This window comes from Polaribacter dokdonensis, assembly GCF_024362345.1.
GTDB classification, from domain to species: Bacteria; Bacteroidota; Bacteroidia; order Flavobacteriales; family Flavobacteriaceae; genus Polaribacter; species Polaribacter dokdonensis.
Genome location: NZ_CP101505.1, coordinates 2,447,923 through 2,469,280 on the forward strand (window position 1 = coordinate 2,447,923; position 21,358 = coordinate 2,469,280).

The 21,358-nt window shown below is 30.7% G+C and carries 21 protein-coding genes and 1 tRNA gene; 14 read left to right on the forward strand and 8 right to left on the reverse strand.

Annotated elements, in window-relative coordinates; genetic code table 11:
- Positions 1-9: 9 nt before the first annotated feature.
- The 3 genes from rpsB to rplM form a co-directional block, all read right to left on the reverse strand.
- Entirely contained in the window at positions 10-846 is an 837-nt protein-coding gene (gene rpsB, locus LPB302_RS10840; protein ID WP_053973530.1) for a 30S ribosomal protein S2, read from the reverse strand.
- A 152-nt stretch (positions 847-998) separates the two neighbouring features.
- Positions 999-1,385 carry a 30S ribosomal protein S9 gene (gene rpsI, locus LPB302_RS10845; RefSeq protein WP_015481806.1) on the reverse strand — a complete coding sequence of 129 codons (387 nt, stop codon included), beginning with the start codon at positions 1,383-1,385 and terminating at the stop codon, positions 999-1,001.
- Positions 1,385-1,840 (reverse strand): 50S ribosomal protein L13, encoded by a 456-nt coding sequence (gene rplM / locus LPB302_RS10850; RefSeq protein ID WP_015481807.1) that lies wholly within the window; start codon positions 1,838-1,840, stop codon positions 1,385-1,387. The genes rpsI and rplM overlap by 1 nt, the downstream gene beginning before the upstream one ends.
- A 237-nt stretch (positions 1,841-2,077) precedes the next feature.
- Here rplM and LPB302_RS10855 point away from each other — a divergent pair, with 237 nt between their 5' ends.
- Positions 2,078-4,702 carry a DUF5916 domain-containing protein gene (locus LPB302_RS10855; RefSeq protein WP_053973529.1) on the forward strand — a complete coding sequence of 875 codons (2,625 nt, stop codon included), beginning with the start codon at positions 2,078-2,080 and terminating at the stop codon, positions 4,700-4,702.
- Positions 4,703-4,715: 13 nt separating this feature from the next.
- Here LPB302_RS10855 and LPB302_RS10860 read toward each other — a convergent pair whose 3' ends face one another.
- Positions 4,716-5,024, reverse strand: a complete 309-nt coding sequence (locus LPB302_RS10860; RefSeq protein WP_053973528.1) for a DUF6370 family protein — start codon at positions 5,022-5,024, stop codon at positions 4,716-4,718.
- 20 nt (positions 5,025-5,044) lie between these two features.
- A complete protein-coding gene (locus LPB302_RS10865) occupies positions 5,045-6,730 on the reverse strand; it encodes a glutamine--tRNA ligase/YqeY domain fusion protein (RefSeq protein ID WP_053973527.1) in 1,686 nt (561 codons plus the stop codon).
- A gap of 113 nt (positions 6,731-6,843) precedes the next feature.
- Here LPB302_RS10865 and LPB302_RS10870 point away from each other — a divergent pair, with 113 nt between their 5' ends.
- From LPB302_RS10870 to LPB302_RS10915, 10 genes are all read left to right on the forward strand, one after another.
- Entirely contained in the window at positions 6,844-7,059 is a 216-nt protein-coding gene (locus LPB302_RS10870) for a zinc ribbon domain-containing protein (RefSeq protein ID WP_015481811.1), read from the forward strand.
- 57 nt (positions 7,060-7,116) lie between these two features.
- A complete protein-coding gene (locus LPB302_RS10875) occupies positions 7,117-7,500 on the forward strand; it encodes a VOC family protein (protein WP_053973526.1) in 384 nt (127 codons plus the stop codon).
- 19 nt (positions 7,501-7,519) lie between these two features.
- A complete protein-coding gene (locus LPB302_RS10880; protein WP_053973525.1) occupies positions 7,520-7,945 on the forward strand; it encodes a DUF2452 domain-containing protein in 426 nt (141 codons plus the stop codon).
- Positions 7,946-8,302 carry a dihydroneopterin aldolase gene (folB, locus tag LPB302_RS10885; RefSeq protein WP_053973524.1) on the forward strand — a complete coding sequence of 119 codons (357 nt, stop codon included), beginning with the start codon at positions 7,946-7,948 and terminating at the stop codon, positions 8,300-8,302. It begins immediately after the preceding gene.
- 5 nt (positions 8,303-8,307) lie between these two features.
- A complete protein-coding gene (locus tag LPB302_RS10890; RefSeq protein WP_053973523.1) occupies positions 8,308-8,688 on the forward strand; it encodes a VOC family protein in 381 nt (126 codons plus the stop codon).
- A gap of 54 nt (positions 8,689-8,742) precedes the next feature.
- Positions 8,743-8,813, forward strand: a tRNA-Cys gene (locus LPB302_RS10895).
- A gap of 138 nt (positions 8,814-8,951) precedes the next feature.
- A complete protein-coding gene (locus LPB302_RS10900) occupies positions 8,952-10,406 on the forward strand; it encodes a CotH kinase family protein (protein ID WP_053973522.1) in 1,455 nt (484 codons plus the stop codon).
- Positions 10,407-10,506: 100 nt separating this feature from the next.
- Positions 10,507-11,349 carry an MBL fold metallo-hydrolase gene (locus LPB302_RS10905; protein ID WP_053973521.1) on the forward strand — a complete coding sequence of 281 codons (843 nt, stop codon included), beginning with the start codon at positions 10,507-10,509 and terminating at the stop codon, positions 11,347-11,349.
- 12 nt (positions 11,350-11,361) lie between these two features.
- A complete protein-coding gene (locus LPB302_RS10910; RefSeq protein WP_053973520.1) occupies positions 11,362-13,074 on the forward strand; it encodes a S8 family serine peptidase in 1,713 nt (570 codons plus the stop codon).
- A gap of 68 nt (positions 13,075-13,142) precedes the next feature.
- The gene (locus tag LPB302_RS10915; RefSeq protein ID WP_053973519.1) at positions 13,143-14,996 is read left to right on the forward strand and encodes a M1 family metallopeptidase; all 1,854 of its coding nucleotides are present in this window, start codon (positions 13,143-13,145) and stop codon (positions 14,994-14,996) included.
- 75 nt (positions 14,997-15,071) lie between these two features.
- On the opposite strand, the gene LPB302_RS10920 is transcribed toward LPB302_RS10915, so the two are convergent.
- From LPB302_RS10920 to LPB302_RS10930, 3 genes are read right to left on the reverse strand one after another with little or no spacing between them, the layout of a single operon-like run.
- Positions 15,072-15,740, reverse strand: coding sequence for a LysE family translocator (locus LPB302_RS10920; RefSeq protein WP_053973518.1), 669 nt, complete (start codon positions 15,738-15,740; stop codon positions 15,072-15,074).
- Positions 15,741-15,760: 20 nt separating this feature from the next.
- Entirely contained in the window at positions 15,761-16,807 is a 1,047-nt protein-coding gene (locus tag LPB302_RS10925) for a ferredoxin--NADP reductase (RefSeq protein WP_053973517.1), read from the reverse strand.
- 8 nt (positions 16,808-16,815) lie between these two features.
- Positions 16,816-17,805: an aspartate-semialdehyde dehydrogenase gene (locus tag LPB302_RS10930; RefSeq protein WP_053973516.1), complete on the reverse strand. Its 990-nt coding sequence runs from the start codon at positions 17,803-17,805 to the stop codon at positions 16,816-16,818.
- Positions 17,806-18,156: 351 nt separating this feature from the next.
- Between LPB302_RS10930 and trhO the strand changes: the two genes are divergently transcribed.
- The 3 genes from trhO (at position 18,157) to LPB302_RS10945 (ending at position 21,356) form a co-directional block, all read left to right on the forward strand.
- Positions 18,157-19,188, forward strand: coding sequence for an oxygen-dependent tRNA uridine(34) hydroxylase TrhO (gene trhO, locus LPB302_RS10935; RefSeq protein WP_053973515.1), 1,032 nt, complete (start codon positions 18,157-18,159; stop codon positions 19,186-19,188).
- Between the two features lie 355 nt (positions 19,189-19,543).
- Complete coding sequence (locus tag LPB302_RS10940) at positions 19,544-20,887, forward strand: PSP1 domain-containing protein (protein ID WP_053973514.1); 1,344 nt, start codon at positions 19,544-19,546, stop codon at positions 20,885-20,887.
- The gene (locus LPB302_RS10945; RefSeq protein ID WP_074613520.1) at positions 20,859-21,356 is read left to right on the forward strand and encodes a gliding motility lipoprotein GldH; all 498 of its coding nucleotides are present in this window, start codon (positions 20,859-20,861) and stop codon (positions 21,354-21,356) included. The genes LPB302_RS10940 and LPB302_RS10945 overlap by 29 nt, the downstream gene beginning before the upstream one ends.
- The last annotated feature ends 2 nt before the right edge of the window (positions 21,357-21,358 follow it).

Below are 21,358 nucleotides of genomic sequence, written 5' to 3' on the forward strand. Positions count from 1 at the left end.
AAGTTAAACTTATTTTTTTTCTTCAGCTTTTTCTTCAGCTTTCGCTTCTTTAGCTGTTGTTGTTCCTTCAGTTGTATTCACTACAGCTTCTTCTAAATTAGGCTTTTCTGCTTTTTCTTTTTTAGGAGCTTTAGCTTCTTTACTTTTTTCTTTATCAGCTTTTCTTTCAGATAAACCTTCAGCAATTGCATCAGTTACAAAACCTAAAACTTTATCTATAGATTTAGAAGCATCATCATTGGCAGGAATTACATAATCTACTAATCTTGGATCAGAGTTTGTATCTACCATTGCAAAAATTGGAATGTTTAATTTTTGAGCTTCAGCTACTGCAATGTGTTCTTTTTTGATATCAATTACAAATAATGCACCAGGTAAACGAGTCATATCAGATATAGAACCTAAATTCTTTTCTAACTTTTCTCTTTGACGATTAATCTGTAATTTTTCTCTTTTTGATAAAGCATCAAAAGAACCATCAGTTTTCATTCTATCAATCTGAGCCATTTTCTTAACAGCTTTTCTAATAGTAACAAAGTTTGTTAACATACCACCTGGCCATCTTTCTGTAATGTAAGGCATGTTTACAGCTTTAGCTTTTTCAGCAACGATATCTTTAGCTTGCTTTTTTGTGGCTACAAATAAAATTTTACGACCAGAATTTGCAATCTTTTTTAAAGCCTCTGAAGTTTCTTCTATTTTAGCTGAAGTTTTATACAAATCAATGATGTGTACACCATTTCTTTCTGTATAAATATAAGGAGCCATGTTAGGGTTCCATTTTCTAGTTAAGTGTCCAAAATGAACACCACTATCTAGTAATTCTTGAATATTTATGTTTGCCATCTTTTAAAATGTGTTTACTTTCTGTTTTGAAATCAATAATTAAGTAGTCTGTCGAGTCTTAATTATTTAGATACTAAACTGTTTAATATTAATTTTTGTAATAATAACAGTTCTCTAAGAAAATATAATGCAGAATAAATTCTGCAAGTATATTAACGTTTCGAGAATTGGAATTTCTTACGTGCTTTCTTCTGACCAAATTTCTTACGTTCAACCATTCTTGGGTCTCTCGTTAATAATCCTTCTGGTTTTAAGACAGCTCTATGATCTTCGTTAATAGATACTAAAGCTCTTGTAATTGCCAAACGAATTGCTTCTGCTTGCCCAGTAACTCCACCACCATAAACGTTAACCTTAATATCATAAGATTCTAAGTTTTCTGTTAACATTAAAGGTTGTTGAACTTTATATTGTAAAGTACCTGTAGTAAAGTAGCTTTTGTAGTCTTTCTTATTTACAGTGATGTTACCTTTACCTTCTGAAAGATAAATACGAGCAACAGCTGTTTTTCTTCTACCGATTTTGTGTACTATATCCATTATTTGTAATCGTTAAGGTTAATAGCTTTTGGTTCTTGACCTGCATGTTTGTGCTCACCACCTGCGTATACATACAAGTTTCTGTATAAAGCACTACCTAAAGTGTTTTTAGGTAACATTCCTTTTACTGCTTTCTCGATTAATCTTGTAGGATCTTTCTCGAACATTTCTGTTGCAGTTAACGATCTCTGACCTCCTGGATAGCCTGTGTGACGAATGTAAGATTTGTCTCTCATCTTGTTTCCAGTTAGTACAATTTTTTCTGCGTTGATAATAACCACGTTATCTCCACAATCTACGTGAGGAGTATAGTTTGGTTTGTATTTACCTCTAATTAGCTTAGCTACTTTAGAAGCTAGACGACCCAACGTTTGCCCGTCCGCATCAACTAAAACCCACTCCTTGTTTACGGTAGCTGCGTTTGCTGATACTGTTTTGTAACTTAATGTGTTCATAATTACACTATTAGTTTTTGTTCAATTAATATAATTTGTTTTCCTTAAAAAAGGAGTGCAAATGTAAGGAGATTTATTTGATTGACAAATAGCGCTTTAATATATTTTTATGTGAAATTATATTCAAAGGAAAAGTCTTAAAATAATTAACATAAACTTAAGAAAATAGAGGGGTATTTTTGCACTTTAATTCAGGGTGTTTTTTAACGATTATTTAATAAAGTTTAATTCAATTAAATGAGGAAATTTTTACTTTTTTTATCAATTATCGCTGTTTTTTCTTCAAATATTCACGCGCAAGAAGATAATACCAATAAAATTCCAAAAAGAATTTACACCACCAAAAAATTAATTCAGAAACCAATTATTGATGGAGATGTTTCTGATGCTGCTTGGGATGTTGTAGAATGGTCTAGTGATTTTACTGAAAAAGATCCTGATGAGGGTACTGATCCTGCTCATCAAACAATGTTTAAAGTCATGTATGATGATAAATATCTATACGTAGCTTTAAGAGCATGGGACGCAAATCCAGAATTAATTCAACAAAGATTAAGTAGAAGAGATGGTTTTGCAGGAGATAGAATTAATGTCATAATTGATAGTTATCACGATAAAAGAACTGCTTTTGTTTTCACTACAACTGCTGCAGGTGTTAAAGGTGAAGAATTTGCTTCACAAAATGGAGAAAATTGGGATGATAGCTGGAATCCTATATGGTACACAGATGCTAAAGTTGATGATAAGGGATGGACAGCAGAAATGAAAATTCCTTTCAGTCAATTAAGATTTGGTAAGGCAAAAGAGCAAATTTGGGGATTTAATGTAAATAGAACCATTTTTAGATTACAAGAAAGATCTTTATGGCAAAGAATTCCAAATGATCAAGCTGGTTTTATCAGTGAAGCAGGTGAATTACATGGGCTTAAAGACTTAAAAGCACAAAAGCAATTAGAGATTCAGCCTTTTACTGTAATGCAATATGATAAATATCCTCCTGAAGCAGGTAATCCTTTTAGAACAGGGAGCGATTTTAAATTTAATGCAGGTTTAGATGCTAAAATTGGTATTACAAACGACCTTACTTTAGATTTAACTGTAAATCCTGATTTCGGTCAAGTAGAGGCAGATCCTGGAGCTATTGCTTTAGATGGTTTTCAAATATTTTTTAGAGAGCAAAGACCGTTTTTTGTAGAGAACAGCAACATTTTCGACTATGAATTTGCAAACGGTAGAGACAATCTTTTTTACAGCAGAAGAATTGGTAGAAATCCTCATAGAAGCGCAAATCTGGCCTTTGGAGAATATGCTAATGAACCACAAAATTCAAGAATATTAGGCGCTGCAAAGTTTTCTGGTAAAACTAGAGATGGCTGGTCTATTGGAGTTCTTGAAAGTGTAACTGGAAATGAGTTTGCAGAAATTAGGGAGGTAAATGGTGATACAAGAGAAGAAATTGTAGAGCCCTTAACCAATTACTTTGTAACTCGTGTTCAGAAGGATTTTAATGAAAGAAATTCTTTTATTGGTGGAATTTTTACAGCTACAAATAGACATTTAGATGGTAATTTTAATGAATTGCACAAAGCTGCATATTCAGGAGGAATTGATTTTCAACATAACTGGCACAACAGAGATTATTACTTAGATGGAAACGTGATTATGAGTCATGTTTTGGGTAGTACAGAAGCTATCACTCAGACTCAAACTACCTTAAGACACAATTTTCAGAGGGTAGATGCTACCCATGTTTCTGTAGATCCTAATAAAACATCATTAACGGGAACTGGAGGTAGATTAGAATTAGGTAAAAATGGTGGAGGAAATTGGAGGTTTAATGGAGGTGCTATTTGGAGATCTCCAGAATTAGAACTGAATGATGTAGGTTTTTTAAGACGAACAGACGAAATCATTCAATTTGGTAATCTTAGTTATTTATGGCAAGTTCCTACAGAAACTTATAGAAATATAAACGCTAGATTTGAGCAAGGCTCTTTTTATGATTTTCAAGGAAACTTAAATAGAATTCGTTTCGAAATTAGAGGAGAAGTAAACTGGATAAATAATTGGTCTACAGATGGTGGTTATGGTATGAGCACACATTTCTACGATAATTTCTTTCTAAGAGGTGGTCCAAGATTCAGAAGGCCAAATACAGGTTTTGCTTATTTGTTTATAAATTCAGATCGAAGTAAAATGTTCAGTTTTACTGTAGGGTATTCTAATAGGCATAGTCAAGAAAATGTAACTTCTAGGGATCGTTTTGTAATACGTACAAACTATCAACCATTTGATGCTTTTAGCATGTCTTTAAATGTTGAATATGCTAATTTATATGATGCAACTCAATATGTAACTGAAACTAATTTTAATTCTGATGCTCGATATATATTAGGTGAAATTCAAAATCAAACCTTAACGACTACACTGCGTTTAAACTATAGTTTTACACCAAATATTTCCTTACAATTTTATGGACAACCTTTTATTTCTAAAGGGCAGTTTACGAATTTAAATTATGTAGTAAACCCAATAGCGAATAGTATAAATGATAGAATATCTATTTATGATGCCAATCAAATAAGTACGCAAAATGACAGCTATTTAATTGATGAAAACAGAGATGGCACAACTGATTATAGTTTCGAAAATCCAGACTTTTCATTTGTGCAATTACAAACGAACTTAGTTGCAAGATGGGAGTATATACCTGGTTCTGAGTTATTCTTTGTTTGGGCAAGAGGTTCAGTAGGTAGTGTAGATCCTGCAAATGATTTGGTAGATAGTGTATCCAATCAAGTTTTTGAAGCTCCTGCAAACGATACATTTTTAATAAAAGCAACCTACAGGTTTGCAAGATAAATGGAAGAAAGAATTAATCTACCATTTTAATTGAACTAGCTAAAAAAGTATTGTTTTCTATAGATCCTATTACTTCTCCTTTTCTTACTACTTCACAAAAGCCAGAAGTTTTATTGTGTGCGTCTCCAAAATCATCAATACCAAATCCTTCTATAAAATAAGCCTTTTCGTCTATTCTTACAGCTAAATCGCATCCAGCTTGGCTATCTAAACCAAACTGACATTGGCCACAAGAAAGTTCTGCTACTTGATTAATTGTTGTTTTATCTTTAGTACAAGATGCAAAGATTAGTAAACTAAAAATAACTACTTTTCTCATCATATCTTTTCTAGAGTTTTATTTTATTTATTAGACCAACTATCTCTTAGACCAACAATTTTATTAAAAACTAACGCTTCAGGTTTAGAATCATAATCTACATTAAAGTAACCTAATCTCTGAAATTGAAAACGCTCACCTATTTCTGCAGATTGCAGGCTTGGTTCTAAATATGCATTAATTATTTCTAATGAATTAGGATTAATGAACTCCATAAAATCTTTGTCTTTATGTGAATCTGGTGCTTCGTCTAAGAATAAACGATCATAAGCTCTAACCTCTGCTTTTACAGCATGTTTTACAGAAACCCAGTGTAAGGTGCCTTTAACTTTGCGCATACTTTCTGGAGTTCCACTTCCTGATTTTGTTAATGGGTCATATGTACATTGTATTTCAATAACATTTCCATTTTCATCCTTTGTACAGCTGTTTGCAGTAATAAAGTAGGCATTTTTTAAACGAACTTCTTTACCCAATTTTAAACGGAAGAACTTCTTATTAGCCTCTTCTCTAAAGTCTTCTTTTTCGATATAAATCTCTCTAGAAAATGGCACTTTTCTACTACCAAAACCTTCTTCATAATCATTATAACTTGCATCTAAAAGTTCTTCTTCTCCTTCAGGATAATTTGTAATTACAACCTTTACAGGATCTAAAACACCCATAACTCTTTTGGCTGTTTTATTAAGATCTTCACGGATTTTAAATTCTAATAGCGCAACATCAATTACATTTTCACGTTTAGAAACACCAACAGTATCTATAAAACTTTTAATGGCAGCAGGTGTATATCCTCTTCTTCTTAAGCCAGAAATTGTTGGCATTCTTGGGTCATCCCAACCAGAAACTATATTTTCTTCTACAAGTTTTAATAACTTACGCTTACTCATAATAGTATAGCTTAAGTTTAAACGAGAAAATTCACGTTGTTTTGGTGCATTTGGATATTCTGATTCGCTATAATTATGCACATTTTCTACAAACCAATTGTACAATTCTCTGTGAGGTTTAAACTCTAAAGAACATAAAGAATGCGAAATTTGTTCTATATAATCGCTTTCTCCATGAGTCCAGTCGTACATTGGATAAATGCACCAATCAGTACCTGTTCTATGATGTGCTTTGTACATAATTCTATACATTAATGGATCTCTCATTAACATATTTGGGCTAGTCATATCAATCTTTGCACGTAAAACGTGTTCACCTTCCTTAAACTTGCCTTCTTTCATGCCTTGAAACAATTCCAAGTTTTCAGCAATTGATCTATTTCTATAAGGACTATTAGTTCCTTCTTCTGTAGGCGTACCTTTCTGAATTCTCATCTCTTCAGAAGTTTGAGAATCTACATAAGCTTTACCATCTTTAATTAATAAAATTGCCCAATCATATAATTGCTGAAAATAATCTGATGAATAGCATTCATTTTCCCAATTATATCCTAGCCAAGAAATATCTTCCTTAATAGCATCTACATACTCTTGCTCTTCTTTAGCAGGGTTTGTATCATCAAATCTTAAATTTACAGGCGCATTATATTTTTCACCTAAGCCAAAACTAATACCAATTGCTTTGGTATGGCCTATATGTAAATATCCATTTGGTTCAGGTGGAAAACGAAAACGTAAATCGTCTTTTGGCATTCCATTAGCCAAATCATCTTCTATAATATGCTCTAAAAAATTTAGTGATTTATTCTCTTCAGACATCCTTTATTTATTAAATAAATTAGACTACAAAATTACATAAAATACTTTTCTGCTATTAAGTATTTGTAACAAAATCGTAAATTAATGCTCTAATAAAATAAACCACATAAACTATGAGTAATCAAATTAGTAATTATACCTGTCCAAAATGTAATAATAAAACCTACAAATTAGGTCAAATGCGAGCTACAGGAGGCACTTTGTCTAAAATTTTCGATATCCAAAACCAGAAATTTACAAGTGTCACATGTGAAAGATGTACCTACACTGAATTTTACAAAACCAAAACAAGTGCTATTAGTAATGTTTTTGACTTTTTCACAAGCTAAACCCTTCTAATCCATTGATTTTTATCGTATTTTTGTAATCTTGAAAATAATTTAAAAATGCGTAGTTTTTCTTTTGATCATATTGCAATATCAGTTTTAGATGTAAATGAATCTATTTCTTTTTACCAAGATGTATTTGGATTTAAAGAAATTGAAAATACAGCTTCTACTTCTAAAACGAGATGGTTGTTAATAGATGATAAAATTCAGTTACATTTAATACCTAGGCCTAAATTAAAAGTAGTAACAAATAAGGCTGTGCACTTTGCAATATCAACAGAGAACTTAGTTTCTTTTTCAGAGCATTTAGAGAGTTTAAATATTCAATTTTCAGATTGGATTGGCTCAGTTAAAAAAGATTATGTAAGAAATGATGGTGTTTTACAAATCTATTTTCAAGACCCAAATGGATATTGGATTGAAGTAAATAATGCAGTATAAAATGTAATGTTTATATTTTATGAAGAAAGAAAGTAAGAAGCCAGATTTAGTAGTTTTTAATGAAGAAACTCAACAGTATGATGCTGCCTTAAAACCTTATGGTACCTCAGCAAGTTCGCCTGTTATTAAGCCTTTAAATACGGCTAGTTGGAAGAATGATGGTATTCAGCGAGTAAACAAACAATTAAAATCTAAGTTCGACGAGGTTAAAAAAGAGTACGAAACTTTAATGCAAAAGTTTCAATACAATGATTTAATTTATAATGCAAAGTTTAGCTTTGAACCTATTTTTGGAGAAAATTATCACTTGTATAATAACAAAAACAACGAGCCTTTCTTGTCTATCATAGCTCCAGAGCAATGTAGTTTTGAGTATTTAGGTTCATTTAGGTTGAACACAGATAAAATGTGGGAAAAAATAGAAACTTCACCTAAAGAATCTTAAATGGGAATAATAAAAGTAAATAATATTAAGCTTTATGCTTTTCATGGTTGTTTAGATGAAGAAGCTAAAATTGGGTCTTGGTATAGGGTGGATGTTGAGGTTAAAGCGAATCTCAAAAAATCTGCAAAAACAGATGAATTGAGTGATACTGTAGATTACGTTCATTTAAATCATATAGTAAAAGAAGAAATGCTAATTAGATCTAAATTATTAGAAGAAGTTGCACAGAGAATTTTAGATCGTTTTTTTAAAGAAATAAGAATGCTTAAAAAGGCAACAGTTGCTGTTTCTAAAATAAACCCTCCAATTGGTGGTAATGTTGAAGAAGTAGTAATTATTTTATCTAAAAAAAGATAATTCTTATGAATCTAAATCAAATTACCATTCCTTCTTTAGATTTAGAAAAAGCAGTTATTTTTTATAAAACTTTGGGGCTCCATTTAATTGTAGATGCTTTGCCTAATTATGCAAGATTTCTTTGTCCTAATGGTAATACAACATTCTCAATTCATAAAGTAGAACAATTATCTCAAAACCCAGAGACTTCTATATATTTTGAATGCGAAAATTTAAATGATAAAGTATCGAATTTGATTAGTCAAGGTATTATTTTTGATGAATTACCAAACGATAAATCGTGGTTATGGAGAGAGGCTCGTTTAAAAGACTTGGATGGTAATCAATTGATTTTATATTTTGCTGGAGAGAATAGAATTAATCCTCCTTGGAAAATCAAAAAGTAAAAAATACTTGCAAGCTTTGTAAAATTCCGTAAATTTGCAATCCAATTATAAAAAGGTGTCTTGGCCGAGTGGCTAGGCAATGGTTTGCAAAACCATGTACAGCGGTTCGAATCCGCTAGACACCTCTAAAAAACTCTGAGATTTTTTATCTTAGAGTTTTTTGTTTTTTATATAATTACTTATTCACTTTTTTCTTGTAAAGGTAGAATTGTGGCTAATTAATTAATATGACTTAAATTAGCATTCAACCATTGGTGTTTTCTATGAATCGATTATTAGCCTTTCTTATTTTTATTACGAGTACTTTTCTATATCAAAGTGGTTTTTCACAAACCATAAAAGCTGATGTAAATAGCTTCTTTGTAGATGAAAAAAATAAAATGATTTTATGGCATGTTTCTAATCTAGGTGGTATTAAAGTGAATACTAATATTCAATTCCGAAAAGATTTAGATTTTAAAAAAGCTAAAGATTTAGAATTAACTTATGAAGATGTTTTTTCAGTAATTCATCGAAATAAAACAGAATACAAACTTTATATAACCAAATTACCAATAGTTCAATTAGCTTTTAATGAAACAAAGGTTAATAGTAAAAACAAGATTACAGGTAGTTTCACGTATTTTGATAATGAACTTGCAATAAAATCTAATATTGGAATTCGATTTAGAGGCAATTTATCGTTAACTTTTAGTAAAAAATCATTTGATTTAGAGTTTTGGAAAGATAGCTTAGGTGCTAAAAATAGAGATGTTCAATTTACAGGACTACGTTCAGACGATGATTGGATTCTAGATGCAATGTTTAATGAACCTTTACGAATTAGGTCTACTGTAGCTGCACAACTGTGGAATACTATTCACGAGCCTTATTACAGCCAAAAAGAACCAAAAGCAAAAAGTGGCTTTGATACGAGATATGTAGAGGTTTTTAGAAACAACGAATATTATGGTATTTATCAATTGTCAGAATCTGTAGATCGAAAACAATTAAAGATTAAAAAAAACAAAGCATCTAAAATTCGAGGAGAATTATTTAAGGCTGATTCATATAAAGGAGGCCCAAGTTTTAAGAAAATAAGTGAAAAACCCATTTACATCGACTCAAAATGGAATGGTTGGGAAATTAAATATCCTGTTATTAATGATGAATATTATTGGGCTAATCTTGCAGTTTTTTCAGAATTAGTAATTAACGAATCTTCAGCAAAATTTCTAAACGAAATTGAAAATAAAATTGAAGTTTCGAATGCCATAGACTATTATATATTCATGAATTTACTAGGTGCTACAGATAATATGGGTAAGAATTATTATTTAGCAAAATATGATGAAAACGAACCATATTTTTTTGTTCCTTGGGATTTAGATGGAGTTTGGGGCGTAATTCAAGATGGTAAAGAACAATATTTTACTAGTAAAATTGTATTAGAAAATGGTCTTTTTAAAAGATTACTAAATGAAAACCCAAATAATTATAAAGAGAAATTAAAAAATCGTTGGCAGTTATTAAGAACAAAAGAGTTTAGTAACGAAAAACTATTTCAAAGAATAAATCAGCTATTTGCTAAATTCACAAAAGAAAAAGTTTACGAGCGTGAATTTTTAGTTTGGCAAAACAAGCTTAATGAAAAACCGAATCAAGAACATTATCAGCATTTAGAAAATTGGCTAAAAGAAAGGCTAATCTATTTAGACAATTATTTTCAAAAATTATAGTTCATCATTTAGGCTTTACGAATAAAAATCTTTAGAATTTTCTTAACGATTAACAATCTTTTTTTTAACATCTTTGTAACAATCTAAAGTTATAGAGAAGATGAAGATTTACCCAATAGAAACAGGAAATTTTAAGTTAGATGGAGGTGCAATGTTTGGTGTTGTACCAAAAACTATTTGGCAAAAAACAAATCCTGCAGATGCTAATAATTTAATAGATATGAGTATGCGTTGCTTGCTTATTGAAGATGAAGATCGATTGATTTTAGTAGATACAGGATTAGGAAATAAGCAGTCAGATAAATTTTTTGGATACTATTTTTTATTTGGTGATTTTTCGTTAGATACCTCTCTTAAATACTTAGGATTCCATAGAGATGACATTACAGATATCTTTTTAACTCATTTGCATTTCGATCATTGTGGAGGTGTAATTGAAAGAAACAAAGAAGGTTTACTAATACCTGCTTTTAAAAATGCCAAAGTTTGGTCTAATGATAACCACTGGTCTTGGGCTACAGAACCAAACCCAAGAGAAAAAGCATCCTTTTTAAAAGAGAATATCAACCCAATAAAAGAAAGTGGTCAACTAGAATTTATACATAGCAATTATCAAGAACAAATTGGTTTTGATGTTTTATTTATGGATGGTCACACAGAAAAACAAATGCTTCCTAAAATAGAATATCAAGGAAAAACCCTTGTTTTTATGGCAGATTTGTTACCAACAATTGGGCACATACCTTTACCTTATGTTATGGGTTATGATACTAGACCATTACTTACCATAAAAGAAAAAGCAGACTTTCTAAATTTAGCAGCAGATGAAAATTTTTATCTGTTTTTAGAACACGATGCACACAATGAAATCTGTACTGTAAAACATACAGAAAAAGGAGTAAGATTAAACACTACACACAAGTTTTCAGAAATATTTAGTTAAAATTATACAGAAATGAGAAATGTCAGGGGGTATTTTTTAAGTGCTGCAATCGCACTTGGTTTTTTAGGATGTAAAACAACGCAAAATGTTGTTGTACAGCCAAATTTTAATGCTGTAAATACAACACCAGCAAAAAAAACGGACTTACCAGAAAATGAATTTCAAAAATGGTCTCATTTAGATATTACTCAAGATTCTATTGCAGGTATGAGTTTGTCTAAAGCCTACCAATTTTTAGAAGGTAAAAAAGGTAAAGAAGTTATTGTTGCAATTGCAGACTCTGGAGTAGATGTAAAACATGAAGATTTAAAAGATGTGCTTTGGATTAATCCTTCAGAAATTGATAACAACAATATTGATGACGATAAAAATGGTTTTGAAGATGATGTCTTTGGATGGAACTTTCTTGGAAATAAAGAAGGAGAAGTTGTTACCATAGATCAGCTAGAAATTACAAGATTAGTAAAACAAGGTAAATCTAAATTTGCTATGGTTGATGTTGCTAATCTTTCTGTAGAAGATAAAAAAGAATATGATTCATACTTAAAACTAGTAAAAGAATATGATGCCACAATTTTAGAAAAAGAGGCAGAGATTAGTAAAATGGAAGATTACCTTATTACTTTAGGGCTAATTCAACAAGATTTTAAGGTAGTAAAAGAATTAGCTAAACAAAAAGCTTTAACGCTAGAATTAGTAAATAGTTTAAATGCACCCAATTTACAAACACTTGTAAAAGTTAAAAATGTAGCTAACATTCTTAAGCAAGGAATGAATGAAGATATACTAAATGAAGAACATGAAAAAGTTGTAGAATATCTTACAGAAATAAAAAAAGCGATGAAAGGTTATGATTTAGAAATGAATTTTCGCCAATCTCTGGGAGATGATTTATATGATATTACAGATAAAATCTATGGTAATAATAATGTGTTAGGTACAGCAGAAGCAGCAAAGCATGGTACACATGTAGCAGGTATTGTTGCTGCTAATAGAACCAATAATATTGGTGCAATTGGTGTTGCAAATAATGTAAAAATTATGACTGTAAGAATTGTACCTGATGGAGATGAACATGATAAAGATGTAGCTTTAGGTATTAGATATGCAGTAGATAATGGAGCAAAAATCATAAACACAAGTTTTGGTAAACGTTTTTCGCCAAACAAAAATTGGGTATTTGATGCTATTAAATATGCAGCAGAAAACGATGTTTTAATAGTAAATGCAGCAGGTAATGATGGTAAAAATATAGATAGTAGAGCATCTTATCCAACAGACTCTAAAGATATGATTACCGAGTTTGCAGATAATGTAATTACTATTGGTGCAAGTAGCTTGTCTTATGACAAAAACTTACCAGCAAGTTTTTCTAATTATGGTAAAATTAATGTAGACGTTTTTGCGCCAGGTGTGGATATTTACGCTCCAGTTCCTAATGATAAATATGAGGCTTTAAGTGGTACATCTATGGCTGCACCATCAACAGCAGGAGTTGCAGCTTTAATTAGAGGATATTATCCAAACTTAAAAGCAAAAGAAGTAAAAGAAATATTAATGAATTCTGGGGTAAAAATAAACTTCGAGGTTATTAAACCAGGTTCACAATCAGAAGATAATCCAGAAGGAGAATTAATTCCTTTTTCTGAACTTTCAGTTTCAGGCAGAATTGTAAATGCGTATAATGCTTTACAATTGGCAGATTATATGTCTAACAAAAAATAATAGAATCAAACAATTAAAGATTGTTGCTATTTTTATACTTTTATAATCACTTAAAAAAATCAATTTATATGAGAAAATTATTACTTCTACTAGTATCTGTAGGTTTTATTGTTGCCTGTGCAAAAACTAAAGATGTTCAGTACTCAGAAAACTCTAAGAACAAAATGTCTTCAAATGCTAATGGTTATTGGCAACAACAAGTAGATTATACTATGGATATTGATATGGATGTAAACAACTATCAATATAAAGGAACACAGAAGTTAGTTTACACCAATAATTCTCCAGATGATTTAGATCGTGTATTTTATCATTTATATTTTAATGCATTTCAACCTGGTTCGCAAATGGATGTTCGTTCATTAAATATTGCAGATCCAGACAGAAGAGTAAGAGATAGAATTAGTAAATTAAAACCAAATGAAATTGGTTATATAAAGGTAAATTCTTTAAAACAAGATGGTGCAGCTGTAACTTATGAAACAGTTGGTACTATATTAGAAGTACAATTACAAAAGCCAATTAAAGCTGGTGAAACTGTAACGTTTGATATGCTTTTTGATGCTCAAGTACCTGTGCAAATTAGACGTTCAGGAAGAAATAGTAAAGAAGATGTTGCGCTTTCTATGGCTCAATGGTATCCAAAAATGGCTGAATATGATTTTCAAGGATGGCATACACCTCCATACATTGCTCGTGAATTTCATGGAGTTTGGGGAGACTTTGATGTTACTTTACATATAGACAAAAGTTATGTAGTTGGTGGTACAGGTTACTTGCAAAATCCGCAAGAAGTTGGGCATAATTATGCAGATAGAAATCAACCGTTAAATTTACCTGAAGGTGATAAATTAACATGGCATTTTAAAGCACCAAATGTGCACGATTTTATGTGGGCTGCAGATCCTGACTATAATCATGATATATTAAAAATGCCTTCTGGACCAACTTTACACTTTTTTTACAAGAAAACTTTAGATGGAGAATATTTACAAAACTGGAAAAAGTTACAGCCACAAACTGCTGAGTTAATGGCTTATTTTTCAGAAAATGTGGGTAAATATCCTTACAAGCAATACTCTGTTATTCAAGGTGGAGATGGAGGTATGGAGTATGCAATGGCTACATTAATTACAGGTAAACGTAAATATGGTAGTTTATTTGGAGTTACTGCTCATGAAATGGCTCATACTTGGTTTCAGTTTTTATTAGCTTCTAACGAAAGTTTACATCCTTGGATGGATGAAGGTTTTACAAGTTACATTTCTAATAAAGCCGAGAATCAAATATTAAATGAAAACAAAGAGAATCCACATACAGGTTCTTATAGAGGATATAGAACAATTGTAGATAGAGGCTATGAAGAATCACTTTCTACGCATGCAGATAGATATCATACAAACTGGGCTTATAGTACTGCAAGCTACTCTAAAGGAAACATCTTTTTATCTCAACTAGAATATGTAATTGGTTCAGAAAATGTTGCTAAAGGTTTAAAAAAATACTTTAATGAATTTAGCTTTAAACATCCAACTCCAAATGATATTAAACGCTCTATGGAAAAAGTTTCTGGTATACATTTAGATTGGTATTTAAATGAGTGGACACAGACTACACACACTATAGATTATGGAGTAAAATCTGTTGATGATAAAACCATTACTTTAGAAAGAATTGGTAAAATGCCAATGCCTATAGATGTTGATGTAGAATATGCAGATGGTACAACAGAAAGTTTTAATATTCCATTAAGAATAATGAGAGGAGTTAAGCCAACTAATGCAACTGTGTTACAAGATTGGGCTTGGGCTATACCAACATATTCTTTTAATGTTGCTAAGTCTGTTAAATCTGTTACAATAGATAAAAGCGGATTAATGGCTGATGTTAAATTAGACAATAATACTTATCCTGAAAAGTAAGTTTTAGAATAAGTAAAAAACATAAAAAAAGTGAAGCTATTTAGCTTCACTTTTTTTATATCTAAAAACTAATTATTAGTTCAGAAATTCGTTTATTTTTTCTTTAGGAATAAAGCCCATCAGCATTAAGTAAATTCCACAAACAATAAGAATAATTCCCATTATACGTTTCACTTTATAAATAACAGCTGGTGTCATTTTACTTTTTAATTGTTTAGCTAGTAATATTTTAAACAAGTCTGTTACAAAATATCCTAAAATGATAGTCGCAAAATACCAAAATATAGCATTTTGATTCATCTTTAGTGCAGGTCCAATTACCAATACTGTTCCTAACCAAAAAGCCAAAACACCTATATTAATAAAGTTTAAGAAAAACCCTTTTACAAAAAGTTTAAGGTAATTGTTTTCTACAATAGGTACTTCTATAGATTTTGCAGATTCTAAAGCTTGTTTTTTATTTTCTCTATCAAAATAGGTAATTAAACCATAAATGATAAGTACTAAACCTCCAATAAAAAATAATCTTGGGTCGTCTTTAATTTTTTCTAATAAAGATCTACTTCCATAATAACCAATTAGAATAAAACAGATATCACCTAAAATTACTCCTAAATCAAAGGCAATAGCAGCTCTAGCTCCTTTTAAAATACTGGTTTGTATTAACATAAAAAATACAGGCCCAATCATAAAAGCCATAAAAAAGCCAATAAGTAAAGCGTTTTTAAAGTCGTAAATATCCATATTTTACAAAAATAAGGATTTTAAATGTCATCAAAATCAATAGAAATAGTTGCTGTTGTTGGGTGAGCTTGGCATGTTAAAATAAAACCTTCTTCTATTTCACCATCAGTTAAAATTGAGTTTTTAACCATAACAGCTTTACCTTCAGTTACTTTTGCTAAACAAGAGCTGCAAACTCCACCTTGACAAGAGTAAGGAGGATCTAAATCATTACGTAAAGTGGCTGCTAAAATATCATCTGTTTGTTGCATGTTAAATGTGGTTTCCTCATCATCTAACAAAATTGTAATTTTAGTAGTACCATCTTGTACTTCTGCTACAGCTTCTTCATCTACAGATACTGTAAATAATTCAAAATGAATATTTTCTTTAGTAAAGTAGTTGCTTTTTAAGGTGTTAGTAACCTCATTTATCATTTCTTCTGGCCCACATAAATAGGCAGCATCAAAAGTGGTTTCTTTGTACATGTTTTTTACAAAGTAGTTGGTTACACTTTTATCAATTCTTCCTCTCAATTGGTTTTTTACTTCTTCTCGACTAAAGATATAATGTAATTTGAATTGAGTTCCATACTCTTCCTTTAAAGAATTTAATTCATCATAAAAAATAGTGTCTGCTTCAGTTTTATTACCATAAACCAAAGTAAATTTAGAAGTAGGTTCATTTTCTAAAACAGACTTTACCATAGAAAGAATTGGTGTAACTCCTGAACCAGCAGCAAAAGCTATATAGTTTTTATTTGCTTCTGGTTGCAATTCAAACCTACCTTCAGGAGCAGAAATTTCTATCTCATCTCCAGCTTTTAGATCAGAGGTTGCATATTTAGAAAATGTGCCATTTTCTACAGCTTTTATTGCTACTCTAATTTCACCACTCTTAGGAGTAGAACAAATGGAGTAAGCTCTTCTTACTTCTTCTCCATTTATTTTAGTTTGTAGTGTTATGTATTGCCCAGCAACAAAATTAAAATCTTGTTTTAATTGTTCAGGTATATCAAATAAAACAGAAACCGCGTTTGCGGTTTCTTGTTTAACTTCTTGTATGTTTACTTTGTGAAAATCTGCCATAAATGTGTTTAAACTAAATTATTTGCAATTAAATATTCAGCTATTTGAACTGTGTTGGTTGCAGCACCTTTTCTTAAGTTATCTGCAACTATCCACAAATTTAAGGTATTTTCTTGAGATTCATCTCTTCTAATTCGACCAACAAATACTTCATCTTTATCATGAGCTTTTATTGGCATTGGGTATACATTGTTGTCCAAATCATCTTGCACAATAACTCCAGGAAAATCATTTAATAATTGACGAACTTCTGCCAAATCAAAATCATTTTCAAATTGCACATTTACAGCCTCTGAGTGCCCACCAGCAGTTGGAATACGAACAGCTGTTGCAGTAACTGAAAAAGAATCATCTCTTAAAATTTTCTTTGGCTCGTTTACCAATTTCATTTCCTCTTTGGTGTAACCATTTTCTAAGAAAATATCACAATGAGGTAAAGCGTTTCTACCAATTTTATGTGGATAAGCCATTTCTCCATCAACTCCAGCTTCTTCATTATCTAATTGTTGTACAGCTTTTACTCCTGTTCCAGAAACAGATTGATAGGTAGAAACCACCAAACGTTTCATTGTATATTTTTCGTGTAAAGGGGCTAAAGCCATTACTAACTGAATTGTAGAACAGTTTGGGTTTGCTATAATTTTATCATCAGCAGTTAAAACATCACCATTAATTTCTGGAACTACCAATTTTTTATCAACATCCATTCTCCAAGCAGAAGAGTTATCAATAACTGTTGTACCTACTTCAGCAAATTTTGGAGCCCATTCTAAAGAAGTATCTCCACCTGCAGAAAATAAGGCAATATCTGGTTTTAAGTTTACAGCATCCTCTAAGGTTACTATTGTAAAATCTTTGCCTTTGTAACTTAACTTTTTACCTGCAGATCTTGCAGAAGCTACAGGAATAAATTCTGTTATTGGTAAATTGCGTTCTTCTAAAACTTTTAACATCACTGTGCCAACCATACCAGTTGCACCAACTACTGCTACTTTCATTATATTAAATTTTGATTCTAAATTCTTTACAAAGATGAGAACTAAATAAATGATGACCATTATTTTAATAAATATTTACCAATATATTTCCAGTTGTTTAAATTTTAACAAGATGTACTAAAATTTAATTTTGAAGCTATTTCCAGCTTTCAGCACTCGCTTTTTTGCAGAAAAAGCAAAAAGAGCTTAAACAAATGCTTCAATCTGGGCTAATCATTTTTAGAATTGTATTGTTTTTAGATCATTTTAAGGTTAAACAAATTATAGTCAATTCCTAAAATAATTGTAGTTTTGCCAAGAATTATTTTACGAACAAAAACTGAATAAAGTTCAGCTTAAAAAAGGTATAGCATGCAACTGTACAATAAGTTAAGCGCAAAAGAACGCGCAGAATTAATTGATAAAGCTGGTAAAGACAGACTTACCATTTCTTTTTATCAATACCATCAAATTAAAAACCCACAAATTTTAAGAGATAAGTTATTTCTAGAATGGAATGCTTTAGATGTTCTGGGTAGAATTTATGTTTCTTTCGAAGGTATTAATGCTCAACTTTCTGTACCATCAGAAAATTTTTATGCATTAAAAGATCAATTAGATAGCATTAGCTTTTTAAAAGATATTCGTTTAAATGTAGCTGTAGAACAAGACAATAAATCGTTTTTAAAACTAAAAGTTAAAGTTAGAAACAAAATTGTTGCAGATGGTTTAAATGACGAAACCTTTGATGTTACAAACAAAGGTGTGCATTTAAATGCGAAGGAGTTTAATGAAATGCTCGCAAACCCAGATACTGTTTGTGTAGATATGCGTAATCATTATGAAAGTGAAATTGGGCATTTTGATGGTGCTGTTACTCCAGATGTAGATACGTTTCGTGATTCTTTAGATATTATAGAAGAAGATTTAAAAGACAATAAAGAAAACAAAAACTTATTAATGTATTGTACAGGTGGTATTCGTTGCGAAAAAGCATCTGCCTATTACAAGCATAAAGGTTTTAAAAATGTCTTTCAATTGGAAGGTGGTATCATAGAATATACACGTCAGGTAAAAGAAGAGAATATAGAAAATAAATTTATTGGTAAAAATTTTGTGTTCGATCATAGAAGAGCAGAGAAAATTACAGATGATGTAATTTCTAACTGTCATCAATGTGGAAAACCTTGTGACACGCATACAAACTGTGCTAACGAAGCTTGTCATTTGTTATTTATTCAATGTGATGAATGTTCTGAAAAGATGGAGAACACCTGTTCAACAGATTGTCAAGAAATAATTCAATTGCCTTATGAAAAGCAAAAAGAATTAAGAAAAGGTAAAGGGAATAGTAATAAAATTTTCAAGAAAGGTAGAAGTGAGGTTCTAAAATACAAGAACTAATTTCTTTAATAATATAGCAAAAAAGACCTCATATGAGGTCTTTTTTTATGTACATAAGCAAATTCTAATTGGTTTACTACGAATTCTAATTTGAGTATTTAATAAGAAAATAAATGCTGTAATTTAGATGTATAATTAAAGAAATCTAAAGAAGATTTATCTTAAAAAAGCTATTTTTTCATTCTTTAAGAATACGTATATTTACGAAATAGAGAAGATTGGGTGCAAACATTGTATAAGCCTGATTATCAAATTATGAATCATACGTTTTCTAGCAAATTAGCCTGTTATTAAGGCCCTTATTTACTAAGTAGCATTAGTAAAAGCTAAAAACGGATAAAAATATATATTTTACATGGCATGTGGAAGTTGTGGTACAACAGAAAATGGGGTACCTAGAGGTTGTAAAAGTAATGGAAATTGTGGATCTGGTTCTTGTGGAAGTGGAAGTGAAAAGTTAGCTGTTTTTGATTGGCTTTCAAATATGAAATTACCAAGTGGGCAAGAGCGTTATAATATTTTTGAAGTAAGATTTAAAAACGGAAGAAAACATTTTTATAAAAATGTAGATAATCTACCCTTAACTATGGGCGATATTATTGCAGTAGAGGGTTCTCCAGGTCATGATATAGGTACAATTTCTTTAGCAGGTGAATTGGTAAAAGTGCAAATGAAAAAGCGCAAAATTACTGAAGATCATGAAGATGTTAAGAAAATATATAGAAAAGCTACTCAAAGAGATATAGATGTTTGGCAAGCTGCTAGAGCCAAAGAAGAAGAAACACAAAGAAGAGGTAGAGAAATTTTAGGAAAGCTTGGTTTACAAATGAAACTCTCTGATGTAGAATATCAAGGAGATGGAAATAAGGCAACTTTTTACTACACAGCAGATGCTAGAGTAGATTTTAGACAATTAATTAGAGATTTAGCAAGTGCTTTTTCTATTCGAGTAGAAATGAAACAAGTAGGTGCAAGACAAGAAGCTGCAAGATTAGGTGGAGTTGGTTCTTGTGGAAGAGAATTATGTTGTTCTACTTGGTTAACAGATTTTAGAAAAGTAACTACTTCTGCAGCACGTTATCAACAACTATCACTAAATCCTTTAAAATTAGCAGGTCAGTGTGGAAAATTAAAGTGTTGTTTAAATTTTGAGTTAGATACCTATTTAGACGCATTAAAATCTTTTCCAAAACAAGACCTTGTTTTAAGAACAGAAAAAGGTGATGCTGTCTTTGTTAAGATGGATATTTTTAAGAAATATCTATGGTATACCTATAAAGAAGAACGTTTTAAATGGTTTCGTTTAACACTAGATCAGGTTCAAGAAATTATAGAATTAAATAAAAATAATGAGAAATCTATTTCTTTAGAAGAATATGAATCTGATGTAGAAATTGTTGAAAAAGTAAGTTTTGAAGATGCTGCAGGCCAAGATAGTTTAACACGTTTTGATGCGCCTAAACCTAGTAAAAGAAGAAGAAATAACAGGAACAAAAGAAAGAAAAAACCTGTTGCTGCAACTGTTGCAAAAACTTCGAATCAAAATAAAAATAATCAACAAAAAAGAAAGCCTAGAACTAACCCAAACCAAAATCAGCCTAAAGCTGAAGGTTCTAAGCCAAATAAACCTAGAAGAAATAATAGAAATAGAAAAAACAACAAAAATCAAAATGGGAATAGTGCTAAAGAAAACTCATAAATTCTTTATTTTATTTCTAATTGCTGGTTTGTATAGTTGTAACTCTAATATTGAGTTCACAGAATACAATACATTACAAAATAGTGGTTGGAAATCTCATGAGAAAATCTCATTTAATTTTGATGTGACAGATACTATTCAACCAAAAAATTTGTTTATCAATATCAGAAATAACAACAATTACCCATTTAGTAATTTATATGTTATTACTGAGTTAAAAGCTCCAAATGGAGACAAAATTATAGATACTTTACAGTATGCAATGACTGATGCTAAGGGAAGGTTTTTAGGAGATGGTTTTGCAAATGTTATAGAAAATAAACTCTTTTATAAAGAACAATTAAAATTTGCAGCCTCTGGAGAATATCAATTTAATATTCGACATGCGATGCGAAAAAACGGACAAGTAAATCCAATTTCAAATTTAGAAGGTATACAAGATATTGGTTTCAGTATCGAAAAAAAATAATT